Source organism: Rivularia sp. PCC 7116 (assembly GCF_000316665.1).
In the GTDB taxonomy this organism is placed as follows: Bacteria; Cyanobacteriota; Cyanobacteriia; order Cyanobacteriales; family Nostocaceae; genus Rivularia.
In genome coordinates this window covers 6,113,239-6,129,774 of record NC_019678.1, presented here as the reverse complement: position 1 = coordinate 6,129,774, position 16,536 = coordinate 6,113,239, and the positions used below count along the sequence as shown (strand labels likewise).

At 36.2% G+C, this 16,536-nt stretch carries 14 protein-coding genes; 1 reads left to right on the top strand and 13 read right to left on the bottom strand.

The genetic code is table 11. The features are described 5' to 3' along the window. The 13 genes from RIV7116_RS23670 to RIV7116_RS34140 form a co-directional block, all read right to left on the bottom strand. Positions 1-552, bottom strand: coding sequence for a hypothetical protein (locus RIV7116_RS23670; protein ID WP_015120858.1), 552 nt, complete (start codon positions 550-552; stop codon positions 1-3). A 23-nt stretch (positions 553-575) separates the two neighbouring features. Beyond that, entirely contained in the window at positions 576-2,414 is a 1,839-nt protein-coding gene (locus RIV7116_RS23665) for a hypothetical protein (protein WP_015120857.1), read from the bottom strand. Beyond that, a complete protein-coding gene (locus tag RIV7116_RS23660; RefSeq protein ID WP_015120856.1) occupies positions 2,398-3,147 on the bottom strand; it encodes a hypothetical protein in 750 nt (249 codons plus the stop codon). The genes RIV7116_RS23665 and RIV7116_RS23660 overlap by 17 nt, the downstream gene beginning before the upstream one ends. Continuing rightward, positions 3,147-4,988 (bottom strand): TrbI/VirB10 family protein, encoded by a 1,842-nt coding sequence (locus RIV7116_RS23655; RefSeq protein ID WP_015120855.1) that lies wholly within the window; start codon positions 4,986-4,988, stop codon positions 3,147-3,149. The genes RIV7116_RS23660 and RIV7116_RS23655 overlap by 1 nt, the downstream gene beginning before the upstream one ends. After that, entirely contained in the window at positions 4,985-5,779 is a 795-nt protein-coding gene (locus RIV7116_RS23650; protein WP_015120854.1) for a hypothetical protein, read from the bottom strand. The genes RIV7116_RS23655 and RIV7116_RS23650 overlap by 4 nt, the downstream gene beginning before the upstream one ends. A gap of 19 nt (positions 5,780-5,798) precedes the next feature. Further along, positions 5,799-6,818: a hypothetical protein gene (locus tag RIV7116_RS23645; RefSeq protein WP_015120853.1), complete on the bottom strand. Its 1,020-nt coding sequence runs from the start codon at positions 6,816-6,818 to the stop codon at positions 5,799-5,801. Positions 6,819-6,833: 15 nt separating this feature from the next. Next, the gene (locus RIV7116_RS23640; RefSeq protein WP_015120852.1) at positions 6,834-7,544 is read right to left on the bottom strand and encodes a hypothetical protein; all 711 of its coding nucleotides are present in this window, start codon (positions 7,542-7,544) and stop codon (positions 6,834-6,836) included. Positions 7,545-7,561: 17 nt separating this feature from the next. Beyond that, positions 7,562-10,288: a hypothetical protein gene (locus tag RIV7116_RS23635; protein ID WP_015120851.1), complete on the bottom strand. Its 2,727-nt coding sequence runs from the start codon at positions 10,286-10,288 to the stop codon at positions 7,562-7,564. Then, positions 10,285-10,623: a hypothetical protein gene (locus RIV7116_RS23630; protein WP_015120850.1), complete on the bottom strand. Its 339-nt coding sequence runs from the start codon at positions 10,621-10,623 to the stop codon at positions 10,285-10,287. Before RIV7116_RS23630 ends, RIV7116_RS23635 begins: the two co-directional genes overlap by 4 nt. Before the next feature lie 80 nt (positions 10,624-10,703). Further along, on the bottom strand, positions 10,704-11,291 hold the full coding sequence (locus RIV7116_RS23625) for a hypothetical protein (RefSeq protein WP_015120849.1): 588 nt from the start codon (positions 11,289-11,291) through the stop codon (positions 10,704-10,706). 439 nt (positions 11,292-11,730) lie between these two features. Then, entirely contained in the window at positions 11,731-12,891 is a 1,161-nt protein-coding gene (locus tag RIV7116_RS23620; RefSeq protein ID WP_015120848.1) for a hypothetical protein, read from the bottom strand. A 55-nt stretch (positions 12,892-12,946) separates the two neighbouring features. After that, on the bottom strand, positions 12,947-14,293 hold the full coding sequence (gene dnaB, locus RIV7116_RS23615) for a replicative DNA helicase (RefSeq protein ID WP_015120847.1): 1,347 nt from the start codon (positions 14,291-14,293) through the stop codon (positions 12,947-12,949). A gap of 41 nt (positions 14,294-14,334) precedes the next feature. Further along, a complete protein-coding gene (locus tag RIV7116_RS34140) occupies positions 14,335-15,177 on the bottom strand; it encodes a MarR family winged helix-turn-helix transcriptional regulator (RefSeq protein ID WP_015120846.1) in 843 nt (280 codons plus the stop codon). A 219-nt stretch (positions 15,178-15,396) separates the two neighbouring features. On the opposite strand from RIV7116_RS34140, the gene RIV7116_RS23605 reads away from it, so the two are divergent. Then, positions 15,397-15,723, top strand: coding sequence for a hypothetical protein (locus tag RIV7116_RS23605; RefSeq protein ID WP_015120845.1), 327 nt, complete (start codon positions 15,397-15,399; stop codon positions 15,721-15,723). Positions 15,724-16,536 lie beyond the last annotated feature (813 nt).

Sequence of the window (16,536 nt, the reverse complement as noted above, 5' to 3'; positions counted from 1 at the left end):
TTAGTTTTTTTCGACAGGTGTCCAAGTTTCGTGGAAGTGGTTATATTTACCAGTATCAAAGCAATATTTATTAAGAGATACCATAGAATTCATGTTTGTTTTTTGAGTAAAAATTAGACAGGGAAAAGGCATAAAAGTATAGTTCTTAACGTGAATTAATTTTTGAGAAGATGGTAGCTTTGAGTCAGCTATTATCTGTAGAAGACGCTCTCCTTCTGAATGATAAACTTCATATAAACAGCCAGCTACACCACATAATTCAGGTGAACGATAATCAAATACAAATAATTCACCAGCGCCATTTAATGATATTTTCAGAACTTTGATTGATTTTTTTTCTAACTTAGTTTCTGGGAGAGAAGATTTTACTTGTGCAAGTAGAGGTTGAGGAACAACATCTACAGCATTTTGCCAATTATATTCAAAATCTTTTACTTTTTTATTAGATGATGGTGTTTTCAGCATCCATAATAAAATAGGAGCCGAAATAAAAAACAAAATTATACATGATATTTGAAAATGAATAATCTTGTTGCGGAGTTCTTTTTTCATATTAAAGATAATAGTTAAATTTTTTATTTATTATCGATACAATCCATTGCTTCCACCGCTTTTCTATATCCATCTACAACTGCAATCCCATGTCCCTTAACAGAATCACTTTCATTAGCATTGCGAACTTCTGAATCAATTGGAATATTTACACCACCAAAATGCATTTGACCGACACGTTCAATTAATCTTTCACTTGTAAATGCTTTTGATGTAGTTGGGTCAGTTTGTCTCGATGCTTTATCCAATAATTGATTAGTATCGGATGCAATTAAATTCTGTTGTTCTGTAGGTGAAAAATATTGCACCATCTCTTCACCCGTAACTTCCTCACCTTTATCTAATCGAGTAAGAAATTTAGTCCCACCAGATTTACTCTTAATAATTTTTCTCACAGTAGGACGGTATGACATAAATTGCATAGCACCAAGAGAGCGACCGCAATTACCCTTACCATCACAAAGATAATTCCCTACCGAGTCGTAATTATCTTGAATATCAGAAAGCGCAGTACTCAAAGCATCAATATTAGTACCCGATATATGTCGTTTGTTGCAACTACCTTTATTAGGTAATAACAGACTAGATGAATTACTACTTGAAGTTATGGGAGAATTATTGAAAGTGAATCCACTACTTTTTAATCCAGTTGGAGTAGAAGTAGAATTTTCTCCACCCCCATTTATCAAACCTAACAATATAGCGTCTTTTTCTTGATAACTCATAAAGGGAACTGGACCGATAAAATAGGGTGTACATCCCAAATCAACAAAATTATTCCGCATACAGACCCGAAAAAACAAAGCTTGAGACATCATCCCATCGACTTCCGATACATCCCAAACCGCTACTTTAAAAGCATCACCAAATAAATGTCTTCCTGTAGGTTCTTTCCCACCATTTACCGAACCGAGCATTCCTCTACCACCTTTGACTAACTGATATTTACCGCTAACCCAAGCTTTACCCTTAACAGATTTAGAACCAGATAGCTCAACATGAGCGCAGTCTTGTTTACAGGGTACCGCGAAACCTTCTTTCTTACTCCCAGAGATTGTTCGTTGTCGTAGTTGTTCATCGGTTCCAAAAGCAACATCAACTATTCCGACTTCTCCACCTATAGCGTTTATAGGATTAGGGAATTGGGAGAAAGGAACCGACTCTAATCCTGGAACAGAATCAATGTAAGCTCCTTGCCAATTGGAAAATTCTTCAATTGGGGTAACAGATAGTCCAGGAATGGAATCAATATTGTAAGAAGTTAAATCGACCTCAGAAAAACTTAACTTACCCAGATGAGGAGATTTTTTTAGTAAATTACCAATCCTTTGATTTCCATCAATTGAGCTAGATAAATTTTGAGAAAGTAAATACTCTACAGGCTTTACTTCACCAATAGGAGTATTCTTTAACCCAGGAATTGCAGAAACTAAACTACCTAAAGTTTGTAATTTCATAACACCAAATTCTTCTAAATTAATATCTTTTGAATCGGAATTTGTAATTTGAAAAATATCAGCCAGCGAAAACTTTTGTAACTCAAAAGAGTCTTGAAAGTCACCTAGCATCATAAATTCTGAAACGTTTTGTCCTTTTCCCCAACTGCGATTGGGGTTATAACCTAACTTTTCTTGAACACCTGGAGGTGCTTGGAATGAACCATCGGTATTGATAGAAGGCATTGTAGAAAAAGCAATTTGATTCCAATCTGGGATACGAGTATTCTGCCAATCAATTGTTTTTATTTTAGTTTCATTACTAGATATATCTTGAGCCTGAGATGAAATAATAATTGCACCAGAAATTATTATTGATAAACCGATACCAGATAATAAACTAATTTTTTTATTTAAAAGTTTCATAACTTTCATTTCCTAATTGCATTAATCTGTTAACCAACTGTAACGAAATCCCATTTTTGCGAGCAGCCATATTTATTTGTTCTCCTGCTCGAACTAAAACTAAAAAGTTTTTAACTCTTGGAATTAAAGGAGATTTTAAAGAAATTAAACGCTGCTGTCGTGCAACAATTAGTCCCCGGCTTATTAACTGTAAATTCTTGATGTCTGTAGTGTTTCCAAATCTATTAGTATTAAACTCTTCTTTATCATTTGTAATCTCAATTGTGTGAAATTTGGGTGTTGTATCTCCAGGAGTTATTCGGAACACATAGACCCTTCGCTTGTCATTACCTCTGGCTACTACCGTTAATAAACTGCTACTTGAAGAAGGTAATTGTTTAAAATCCAAGGGTTTAATTCTTCGTAAATGCAATACAGTTGCACTATTATCTTCTTCACATTCTTTCCCCAACCCAGATAAACAACCATCTACATCTAAAGAAGCAATACTAGGATTATCCAACCATACTTTTTCTATTGTTTCACCAGTAGGAATAAATGAAATATTGACTCCATATCCAGGGGATAATTTAATCAACGGTATTGCGCTTTTACTATTTCCAGTTGCAACTGTGCTGCTTATTCGCTTGACACTAAAATTCATTTCACCAGCTATTACTTTTATTGAAATATTAGTAAAGCTAATTAAGGTGAATATAGAAATTACCGCAGCTTTTTTTATGATATTTTTCATCACTCACTAAATTGAAAAGATTGATTTACAAATATCTGCACCTGCGTATTGGCAGGAACATACCAAACCTTTTGCTGCTTTTTAATTTCCGAATTTTTTCGTTTATTCCGCTCTACTATTTGTTCGGTAAGTGGTTCAAATCCACCTTCTAAAACAGCACCTAAAATATTAGAATTACTTCGACGACGAGAAGAAAAACTACTGTTACCGCCAAAGCCACTTGAAGTAGAAAATTGCTCCTCTTTCGGTTGATTAAGTACTTTACCAACTTTTGCAAGAGAACCAACGACAAATGTTTCTGCATCCCGTGCGGCAATATCTTTACCTTTTGAACCTCGTTTTGATGCTATTAAAGGATTGCCCTTATTTCCACGAATACTAATTGCTTGTTTGGGAAGAATGTATTGCTTACCATTAATAATAATTTGTTGCGCTTGAAGTTGTACTAACCCTGACTCTTGAATGTTTTTAATATTCGTAACAATTTGAGTGTTTTTAGGAATAGTAATAAAGCCATTTTTATCTTTAAGTGGTTCGGTAGTTTGAATAATAAAGTTTTCTGGTTTATTAAAATTTTGTTGTTTATGGGTAGCATCTTCAGTTAAGCTTTTATCCCACATCAAAGGTGTAGTTAATCTTCCAGCTACAGTAGTACCTATTTTTAATTGTTTTACAATTTGTTCTGGAAGAGAACAAGATTCATTATAGAAACACTCTGCATTTAGAATTTTAGCTTCTTCTCTATGAAGTGGTTTGGGGTAAGTGGTATTTTCGTAAGTTTGATTAACCATTAGAGGTGTAGCCGATGGTATTGTCGTAGGTAAAACTGGCTTTTCATCAACTGTAGGCTTAACTTCCTTTTGACTTATCTGTTCGTTCTTATCTTCAGTAACAGATGTAATTTGTGCAGTACCATAGCTTCCTAATTGATTAACAGCTAACCATTGCTGTGTCGGGTCAATTTCGGATGCTTTTTCAAGTATAGCTGGTGGAGGTGGTGGTGGTATTCTTCTTACGGGAGAAGTTATTAGTGGTGGGTTTGGTTTGATTGTAGCTTTGGGAGGAGCAGTAGGTAACGCTTTATTATTACTGTTGTACGAGCGAGCAGGATAATTATTTTGCACTGTTCGACGAGGAATCGTTCTATAAACTGGTGTTCGACTTACAACTGGTGGTCTTTCAACTGAAGCTGTGCTTTTCCTATTCGTATTAATGTTCGCTTCGTTTAATTTTTGTGGAGCTTGAGAATCCGTTTTCGGAATAGGTGTTTTAGTATTTTCTGATTCTGAGGAGACAGATTTAATTTTCTCTCTTTGAGTTGACAATGCTAATTCGGCTTTTAATTTCCCGTTTTCGTTTTCTATTGGTTTAGTATTTTCTTCAAAAAGAACTTTCGGTTTTTCAGCTTTTTTATCTGAAATCAGGGGTGCAGTTCTTGGTTTACCAGAAATAATAGTATTGAGGAAAGTGGCTCCCGTACCAAACACAACTAGTAATATAAAGCCTACTGCACCAAACTTAGCAAAGGGATTAGTGGCAAAAGTTGGCTGAGTTTTACCATTATGCGGGTCATCAAATAATTCTTTCGTATCAACTACATTATTATTTGAATCATTAACATCTGTATCGCTTTCCTCTTGTTCGTTATTGCTTGTCGGCTCCTCTTCATCAATAGTTTCTATCTCAGTTTTAGAGACAGTATTATCTTTATTCTCAGAATCATCATAACCAAGCAATTTAGCTAAACTTTCTTCATCCCAATTAGTTGAAGATTCTTGACTTTCTTGTTGATTGTTTTCTTTGACAACATTTTCACTCGAATTTAGATTATCATTCATCATAGATTCTCCTGTGGTAAATCTCGTATTGCATAAATTTCTAAACCGCTAGAACGTACTTGATAAACTACTGCTGCAAGTCCATCATTTTTCGATGGAGATGAAGGAGCTTCTACCGCTTGGACAAATATTTCTTTATTGAAAGGAATTACTTCTCCTAACTTATTACTTTGTTCAAACATGGTAAGGTTAGCAATCATTCTTACTTTCCATTTACCTTCAGCTATTTTTACTGGTTGTTGAAAATATTGTGGAACAAAAACTACTTGGGTTTTTCCTTTAAACACTCTTGAAGGTGTTATATCGGCTAATAATTCTAAAAACTCTTTCCGGAAATCTGACGATAAAGCGTAGGATGCTTGCCATGCTCCATGAGTTACTTTACCTCTACTATTACTGATTGAACTAATATCTACACCACTGTCGAGTTTTGGTTCCACTGCATCTTCGACTGTCGTAGCGGGTAAATTCCCCGACCAATTCATCATTAAGCTCATTGTGTCGGAAACAAAGCGTAATACTACTTGGGGAGTGCGTTCTAAGCTTCCTAATTGAGCAACTTTAATTGATTTCCCACTTTCTAATTGAACTAAACTTGGAGGTGCTTTTCTACTTAATTGAGAATAGGAACCGTACAACAAAAATAGGATTACAAAAGCTAGAAGATGTAATAAGAAAGTACCGACAGTGAATAATGCTAAAGTATCACTTCTAGAAAAACGAGTTGTAGTGCGATTTAAAAATTTTAAACGTCTGTCTTCTGTTTGAGAATTTAAGTTTTTATTAATTGCCATAAACTGACCTATTACTGCTCTATTTTTTGACAAACCCAGTCACAATAGAAGATAATCCCAAACTCGCAATACTTGAAAAACTCCTTAAAACTGCCATACCTCCACCTACAGCTAATACAACAGATAAAATCGGAGCAAGAATACCAATTGCAAATGCAAAAATCATCGGGTCATTATTATCGGCATTCATAACTAACGTCGCAACTAAACCAGAAATGATATTGAAACTAAGTTTTACCATTCCTACCGAGAAGAAGCCCGTTAACCAAGCGAAAAAAGCTTTATTTCCTACAGGTAATAATGAGCCTCCGACAGCAAGAGGTCCTAGTAATGCTGTCAGTAACATAGAAACTTCTATAATCCATTGGAAGGCAATACTAAAAGCTAATAACAATCCTCTTACTGTTAATTGAAAAATATTAGTGTTGAAAAAATCATTGATACCTTCAAGAAAATTGGAATCGTTATTATCAATTTGAGATTCGATTTGTTGCGCTTGTTTCTGGGCATTTTCCAAGCATTCCGTTTGTTGAGTCGGGTCAGCGATGGCGTTACATTGAGTAATTAATGTTCTTATTGCTTCTGATTTACCATTTTTGAGCATGACTCTTTGATAGGCTTCTTGCAACTGAATGGAAGCAGATGTAGTCGAGAGTAATGTTTGATTTGTTTGATTGATGATAGCTCTAAGTCCAAGAGTTGCTTCGGATAAAAGTTTGGCGTTATTAGTAAGTAAAACTATTACTACTATTGGCCAGATTATTTCTGAGAAAGCTTTGCTGTTGTCACCATCTACCATTTCTCTCGTCCACTGCACCATAAAAATCAACAAAGTTCCGACAGCAAAGAAAACTCCGAGATTGGCGATCGCACTATATAATCCTCCACCAAGTACATCATTCCAAAGCTTGTCCATCGACTGAGCAACAGCTTCACTCGCTGCAATTCCATCTTCTGTAATTGTGGAAGCTGCTTGACCGGAATTTGGATTATTGACTTGGACGAGAATTAGTCCCCACCGTAATAGTAAGAATGACATACTATAACAACGTTCTTAAAACAGCTTTGCTTGTGCAGCAGTTCTTAGATTGCTAAAACCTTGACCAACTATCTCCTTATTACGCATTTGATTTTGACCATCTAAAGACCTTGAAATATTGGTCAAATTAAGATTAGCTAAATCTTGAGATTGTTTTGATTTCAAGCCATCCGCACGCATTGCTCCTAAAATCGCTGCGGTTGATGTATTCTGTTGAGCGATTCGCTTCATCACATTTTGTGTTACTACCTCGTCTTGCGCTGCGGCTGAGTAAACTTGAACTCGTTCAATAGAATTTTGGGTTTTTTTAACTTCTTCGCTGGTCAAATTTTGACCATTTTTACTTAAAGTACTATCTACAACAGCACGAGTAATCTGGCGGTCAACTTCATTTGTCACTTGCTCAACTGTATTAATGGCATTATCTGAGCTTGCAGCTATTTTTTCAACTTCTGTGCGAGCTTCTATAGCGTCCGGTAAACCCAATACACCAAGTGTTTCATTAATAGCAACTTCTATATCTTTTCCTAAAGATGAAGCTAAAGGTTCAAGTTTACTTTCGAGTACGGACTCAACATAGTTGTCTATTGATTGCAACTCCTGTTTTAGTTGGTTAATAGTATTGAAAATAAATGGTATCGATGAAGCTTGAGCATGACTTACTCCTAAAATAGAAATAACAATTGCTCCTCCTAATCCAAAAAATACTAGTTTTCTTTTTTTCATAATTAACCTTTGTAGATTTATAGGGCTGTTAACAATTGTTTGGAAAATTCTGTGACAGCTACAAATTTATCTGGATATTTCGACATCGCAGCAGTTCTGTACTCCTGCTCTATGGGATTATTAGCTACTATTGCTAGTAAATTAAATGGTGGATAATAACGAGTGCCTGTAAAAATGCCGTTATCATCTAATAACCATTGAGAATAAAATCCTTCCTTCTTAGGAAAAAAACTTTCTGTTGCATTACAAGCAATTATCGATTGCGGATACTTCAAAATTGAAGTGAAACTATCAACAGCATTGGGTTGAATACGTCCAATTAAACGAGTAGTTAAATTCTGAAATATCTTAGCTCCCGATGGAGATTGAGCAATACTTTCCGGGTCTTGGGCTGATAATATTACTCTTATTCCTGCTTTTGCTCCGTTGGCACATAGTCTTCCAACCAGTGCCGCAATTGAGTCATATTCAAACAAGATGGGACTTTCATCAATGAAAAATACGCTTGCTTTTTCTGATAATGCTCGCCGTAATGCAGCGCTGTAAGCACTCAAGCTTAAAATTGCAGCATCGTCATCGTTTGATAAATTACGCAATGCAAAAATTAGCAATCGCGCATCGCTACGAAAGGTAGAAGGTTGAGCTAAGGATTGTCCGACTCTTGATGAAAGCCAAAACCGCAAACGTAGTAAAATCGTCTCTAATGCAGCTTTGGTGTCACCACTCATCGAATCTAATCGCAGCCGCTCATGAGAGCAATAACTTAAAAAGTCATGTAGGGTAGGCATTGTAGACCATTCAGGAGAGCCAAAGCCATTAACGTATGCAGCAGCATATCTATCACGTATCAAATCATCTTCAAAAAAAGCTTTCAATGCTAACGCTAGGATAGAACGCACCGTATCGGTTAATGTTTGCGACTCTGCACTACTAGAACCCCGACGACTACCCACAATCATTGTTAGTAAAGCAGTTGCAAGGAAATCTTTGTAATCGGAAAACCTCTCTTGCTGTAACTTGGGTGGAAGGGAACGTAAGTTGGGTAATTCAAATAAATTACTGGATTCTTTACCTATGTCGAAGTAAGCACCGTCGTCACCCATAAATTTGGTGTAGTCAGTAAAGGTACTCGTTCCATCAGGTTTCGGATAGTCCATTGCTACTACGGGCATTCCATGAGCTAAAGCTTGAGTGATAATACCCGATGCCAGTACGCTCTTTCCGGCACGAGTAGTCGCAAATAATCCCAAGTTTTTATGTTGAGTGTATAGATTCAGAAATACTGGTGTTCCCCCAGCAGAAGCAATTAATTCAAAACCATCACCATCACCTTTCCTTGTTCTGACTAAAGGTAAAAGTCCCGGTACTTCCCCACTCAAGTAAACCAGTCTTCGATTAAAGGGAACTGTCATCAACCGTTCCCAGGTGATAGGCAAAGTTTGTAGCCAAATCCGCCAGGGATATTCAGTTTCTCTCACCACCCATGCAGGACGAAGAAAGCTTGATTGTAAGTAACGACAAGCTTCATCTAGTTGTTCGCGGGTATCCCGGTAAACCAAAAATACTACCGCAGTATGAATAGGAACTGCTCCTTCATATAGTTCTGACTGCGCGTCGATTGATTTTTTGATGTTGAGTAAAGATTTTACGTCTACCGAATTTTTCTGTTGAGCGATAGCAGCACTTGTATTCGATTGTTTTGTCAGACGCTGCATATTGGTTTTTACAAGTGTTTCATTCGCACGCATCAATTGACAATAGATTTCTGTATCGTAAATTCTTTCTTTTGATAACACCTCCCATAGATACTGCATTTGCCTTTCTTTATCAGTCCAGCCACCGGGTTTTTCTACAAAGGTAAGCGCTCCTATATACTTATCTTTTAGATGTACCCAACGTTTATCTGCTATGGGGACAGAAGAATCGGATTCCATCAGAAGAGATTTGGGGGCAATATCTGAATAAATTTCTTCATGTAATCCGTCTTCGTCAAGAACTAAAAGTTGGGGAATTGGTCGTGGTGGAGTGTCGTTAAAGCGCTGCCATAGAATTTTCCAAAGTTCTTCTGCACCCAAGGTACGAATATTCAAACCCATTTTATTAGAAAGCAACTGTTCCCAAAGTTGGAAACCATCGGTAAAAGAAGAATACAGTAATCGCTCAATACGAACAAATTGTAACTCGTTAATTTCGCCGGTGAATGATTTCCATAAACGTTCTAATTTGGAAAGTCCTTTTTCTATTGCATCGGTTGCACCATTGGTATCTTGTTCGATTGTGTAGGTGCAATACAAACGCAGGGTTTTGGGTTTACGGATGCCCTTTTGTGTTAATTGTTGGACGCGAGAGCGTTCGCCCATTAAGAGGTATTGTAATTCTAGACTGGGAGCGTTTTGACTTAGGTTTTGTAATTGTTGCTGTCTATATTTATCGTCGGTAAAAGAACTTAAATGAATTGTTAGACGTTCCCCTGGTGGTAAATCTTTCAACCCTGATTCGATAGCGTTGAATACTGGTGAGATTTGCTCTGTCCTTAATGTTGAATGAATACCCGCGCACTCGAAACTGAAGTGAATCATAAAATTGTTAGTACCCTTCCTCAGAACATAGGCACCAACAGAGCGTCCTTGAAGATTTATCTGTAGCATTGATACTAAGGATAAAGCATCTTCTAATGGTGTTAAACGAATTTTGTCCGCACCATTATCAACTAATTTTTTACCAATCTTTGATTGAACGCTCATTTTTTATGTGTTCTCTTTGAATCAACTTTTTCAGTTTTTGTGTTTACAAGCTGCTCATAGCGTGTACCAACCCTAGTCCAGTTAGGAGTTGAAACAAATTTCGATAAAATTCTCCAAGCACCATTAGCTGTCATTACCCACCAAGTAGAAATTCCCCAAGCTGCAATTGAAATTGTCCAAACCCAATTCAATCGCAATAAACCGTGAACAAGGTAATAGGAACTTCCACAAATAATAGCCCAAGGAACTAACTGGTCAGCGGGGAAAGGTCCTATTGATGGTTGTTTACCTAAAGTCGCATTAACCTTACGATACTTTGATTTTTCTGATTCCATATTTTTTAATTGTGCTGGTTAATTACGAATTACGTAGCTTGCGTCACCCGGAGGGTGATATTACGAATTACGAATTAAATTTATCCTCCTGGTGCTGCACCACCTCCACCACCAATAATCAAATTCGCCAAAATATCGCCCACTGTCACCGCAATTAAAATAATCATTGGTGTACGGGCTAAATTTTGCCAATCTTCGTCCTGCCTGGAGGCCTGAATTACCTTTACTAAAGAGATTCCTAAGTAAATTAAAAACAAACCTCGCAACACGTTAAATACTAATGGAATAGCTTCTCCCGCACCTGTAAATTGTCCAGTCATCCAGGTTTCTGCGTTTTGAAAAAACTGTGCTTGTGCTGGTGTTGATAGTGCGTTTAGCAGAAAAAAAGTACCACACATTATAAATATAGGTGTGGATAATCGATAGTACCCAGAAAGCTTTTCTAAAAAAGTAAACAGACTATTAAATTTATGTCTCCAAGCTATTGCAACTGTTGCAAAAATACCCAAGATAACTGTTGTAAAGCTTGCTAGATTTGGATTGACAATTGCATTGAATACTGTGATTGCAAGTGCAGTAATCCATAAAGAAAAATTAGATATTGAATAAAAGGGGGCGTAGAGTCTTGGGGATATCGAATCACGGGATGTTCTTAAAGACATTAACATTCAAATCCAATCGTTTTCTCTCTCTTTGATAACTTGTTTCAACTTCAAAATTAATCATCCAATCGAGGTAAATAAAAATCATATTTTTCTACGATTGAATATTATTTAATATGACTATAAATATTACATTTATATAATATTTTATTGTGTATTAATACGCTGTTATTGAAATTTTAAGTATCAAAATATTAATTGTAATTTCAATATTAATGTAAAAATACATAGATTTAATTTTAAAATCGCTACTAACAATCTAAGTACTCTACTTAAATATTACAAATTATATTTACTATGCTGTTCATTACAACTATTAATGTTTACTTAAACTGCGAAACATTAATAATTTTTTTTATTAAAAATAGCCCTTAGCTTATCATGCTTGGGCTAAAAGTAAAATAGTCAATATTTTCTGTAATTTCAAATAGTTACAGGCGCAATTTTATAAATCGTATTCAGTTTCCAAAAAAGACAGTATTCGTTCCTGTTTAGATGTAAGACTAGCGGGGTCATGCATTCTTGAAAGCGCTTCAAGTACGGCTATATGGGTAGTTTCTCCGTCCTTACAAACTATATCTGCTAATCGCTGAATGCGTTGACAATTTTGAGCAGCGATTTCTTCAGATACAGTATATGTTGGTTCTAAGTTTTCAGGTTTAACTGTGGGGAAGTCCATTTTCCATGTTTTAATAGCACAACTGTGAAGGTTCACCGCATTAATTATGCACCAACATCGAGAATATTGCTTTAAATCTGGGTCGCCCTTAGAAATAATTTGGCAGATTTCACCTACAATTCTGGGGTTAGGAACGCGCTGCTTATCCTTAATTTGTTGAACAATACTTGTGTTTCCTCGTTTATTCTCAAATATCTGTTGAGCAAAAGTACTTCCTTGAGTATGGGCTACCTGAGCTAGGGATAAAATATCTTCTTTCGTCATCTTTGGGCTACGAGATAAAATTGAGTGCTTAACTTTTTCTCCCAAAGCATCAGCTAAAGTGTCTAGTGCTTGGCTTAATTTCGCATCGTTCTTGATTGTTCTGGGACTAACTTTATATTCAGCAGCTAAAGATTTAGCTTTGTCCATCGAGATAGCATCTTCTAATTCTTCTTCCGAAGTGCAAAACTTGCACTTCGGGGAATTCTGTTTTAAATTATTCTCACGATTACCCTTCAAATGCAGATAGCGCTTGCCTCTGAGGTAACTAGCAACTTCTGGTGTAGTATTGCGTCGTCCTAATTGATTATTAACAATCCAGCAAATAGCATCATCTCTAGATGGCATGTCAATTTCTACAATTTTGTATGAAATTTGATTTTTAGTACAAATTTCATAGCGGTTATGACCATCTAAGATAATAGACTTTCCTTTCCACACTACCAAAGGGTCAATACAGCCAAATTCTTTTAAATTTACTTCCAATTGTGTTTTCTCTTCAACAGAAAGTGGAGGAATCAGATTTTTAAATTCAGAGTCAATTTGAAGTTCTACGTTGAATGAGGGTGATATTGATGGTGTAACTCTTTCTTCGTTTTCTTCAACAGTCTTTGCTTGTAGATTCTGTTGTTCGTCACAAATTATTGAAGCTGAATTTATACTCATAATTATCCCGCTCACGAGTTCTATTTTTTTTAAGTGAAGATTGTTGTCGTAAATTTCATTCCATTAAAGACGCAATAGCTCCATAAGATTTGTCAAATAGAACAGTGGCTGTTCCAGTTTCTCCATGTCTTGCTTTAGCCACAATCAGTTCTAAAATTTTTTGGTCTGAAGTATTCGGGTTATAGTACTCGTCCCTATATGCGAGGATAATGTTATCGGCAACCATCTCTAAAATCCCCGATTGGCTGAGGTCACTCATTGTTGGACGTTTAACTGGTCTACTTTCGACAGCCCGATTAATTTGGGAAAGTGCCAATATGGGAACATCTAAATCGCCTGCCATTTTATAAATTTCCCTTACTACTCCTCCCAATTCATAACTGCGATTGGCACTAGAATCTTCAGCCATCATCTGTAGGTAATCAATTACAACTAACCCTATTTTTCCTTTCTTGGTCTTGATTTGACGACATTCGTGAGCAATATCTGAAACTTTAATCCCCCTACTGTCACTAATGTAGAGCGGTAAAGTTGATGCAATATTGACAATTTTATTTATATTGCTTAATTCCCAATCAGCCAAGGTTTCACTCAAAGCTCGGTGTCTGCGGATGCGGTCGCTCGGTATCGGAACAAGGTCACAATTTTTATAATCGGAAGCAATGCTGATTAAACTCCACAAACGATATTCCAACTGCTCTTTAGTCATTTCCAATGAAAAAACTATCACTGGGAGAGAATGATCTAATATCATCCTTAATGCGAGATTTAAAGAGATAGCGCTTTTACCCATTGATGGTCTGCCTGCAACCAAAGTTAAAGTACCAGGTTCAAATCCCACTATCAACTTATCCAATTGCTCAAATCCTGTGGAATAAATAGGATTGACATTTTCTATTTCTTTGTAAGCAGCAAAGGCTATTGTGCTGTTGTGTTCGGTATTTGAGCAAGTTATTTGATTGGAAATTTGAAAGATTTTCTGTTCGGAGCTATTTAATATCTGTGGTAGTTCAATTTCTGTCTGGTAGCCGAGTTGAACGATTTCGTTACCCGCTCTTATCAATTGCCTCCTTCTGTACTTTTCCATAATTAAATCGGCAAGAAAATCAATATTTACGGCTGATACAGTGCGGTCTACAAGTGTTGCTAATTTATTCCTACCACCTATGTTTTTAAGTAAATCGTGGTCGTTAAGCCAACTGATAATAGTTAGTAAATCTGTTGGTTTACCTTGATTATCAAGTTGCAGTGCAGCACTATAAATATCGGAATGACCTTTGATATAAAAAGCTTCTGGAATTAAGTTAGAGCGTACTCTAACAATGGCTTGGGGATCTAGAAGTATTCCGCCGAGTACCGCTTCTTCAACTTCTATATTTGCAGGGGGCATCTGATGAATCATGTATTTATCCTTTTGGGAATTATGGTTCAATTTTCACGATTTCAGGAAGAGCCATTTTTTTGGTGGCAATCGTTCTCTTTCAACAACGACTCTTTACAAGCAACAGTCGCTGCAACGGTTTGTTCTTCTAATTCGTGTTTCCATTTTTCTACTTGCTCTCTTGCTTGTATTCGAGAAAGTTCTTCTTGATGTCTGGAACTTCGAGAAGCTTTATAGAAACGGTACTGAACTTCCCAACGATTTTCTCCAGCTTTAGTCTTGCTTGCCAACCACGCTTCTAGGTCAATCACCTCCTGGCTAAGACTTTTCGTTTTTTCTTGACAAAAATTCAAAAAACTCGCTCGGTCGTAGTCTGAGAGAGTCTTAATAAAGTCTGAATAAGTCTTAATAGTCTGAAGAGTTCTCAAATCACCATCTGGTAAAGGTTCTAGCTGCTGTTCGTTTCCTATAGGAAATTGTGGTTTCCTATAAGAAACCTCAGTTTCCTCTACGAAACTCGGATTTCCTATAGGAAACCGTGGTTCACTATATGAAACATTGTTTCCTATAGGAAACTCAGTATCTTTGTATTGGTCAGTGGTTATTTTAATTCTGACCTTCGATATTTGTGCCTCAATCAAACCAACGTGGTCTAATTTCTTAACTGCTTTTGATGCTGCTCCTTTGGAGATATTTAGTTCTTTAGCCATTTCTGTAATGCTGTATTCTAGATGGCGATCGCCAAAAGGGTCGAGCGAGCGCAAGTAGTACAGCACCTTAATTTCGGCTCCAGTCAAGTTTTTCACAGTTTCAACCCATTCATCGTGAGTTAGTCGATAAAAAAGAGGTGTTTTATGTTTATTTTCGATAGAGTTATCGTTTACGCAGCAATTTCTGTGGGTCATAATTTAAAAATAAGAAACATTCAAGCCGATTATTGGTCTATTAATTGGACGCTTCAAAATCACCACCTCACGCTCGGTTGTTGGTGCTATGATATGGGTACTCAAAGCCGCCTCACTTATGCGTGAGTCGTCTTCCTTGAAAAGTAAGCATTGCTGAAATAGCAATCACAAAAATATAATATTGCTAATTCAGCAATCAACAAGTAAAGAAATGTTGCGATGAGCCAGCACAGAGAAATTTTTAATCAGTTATTGTTGGCTTTTGATTATTCAGCCAAACAGGTGAGTGGTTGGACTGGAATTCATCAAAGTCGTCTCAGTCGATTTCGCACGGGAAAACTTGATTTAGAAGCAGGAGAATTTTTCAGCTTGCTTGGTTGTATGCCAAAAGAATTTCAGGATAGTTTTTGGTTGAAGATTCGTACAGAAGAAATGGATTGGCGCGTCAAAATACTATCTGCGAGCGATAACGACATTGAAGAAATCCTTAGAGGACTGGCAGATAGATGGGCAAGCGTTGTAGATAAGGCAAAAATTGCTTCCTAACTTCTTTACTTCCTTGATGGCTCTAAGAATCTTAGTATCTGAGCAACACAAACTTAAGAAGGCATCCGTTGAAAGAACGAAAGTTGAATCGATTAATGTCTTATTCCCTTCCGAATTTAGCCCTTACGGCAAGTAGCTAATGTTATTTGTGAACGAAGCAACTAAACGCATTTTTAGCTTACACAATCTTTGCACTAAGCGTAAGCCATGCTGTGTTATTAGAATACGAACCGCAAATGCGCGAAATTTTTTAGTCATAACTTTAAACTCTAAGTGCGAGTGAATAGGGAATCAATTATCGATTGGTAAATATCCGCACGTTGTAAAATTACGCGGGTATTAAAATCCATCAACAAATTTTCTGACGGTTTTGCTGTAGCCGAAAACACTTAATAAAAAATGATGACTAAATTACCAGGAAAACAAATCTATCGAAAGTGATATTTGTTTTGCTATTTGTAGTTTTAAAAATTATTTTTTGTGCTTAATAAAAAAGTTTTTATACCAATATTTAGTTGAACATCCTATGTAATTACATAACTAGTTTTAAAATTCATTTTATGAAATTAATAATTCATAAACAATCAAAGAATAATGTAAACTGGCTTACAAAATTAGGGACGTAGAAAAAAGAACATCTTAAGTAAAACAATATATCTCTACTTTGCAACTACTTCTTATTAAGTATTTTTTTTGCAATGCCTGAAATGTTTATAAAATGGTCAAATTTAACAGAATTAATCAATTTTTTTTGAAATATAGCTGAATCTAAGTATTCGGTTATCTCTATGTTTCATTAATACTATAGTTTTT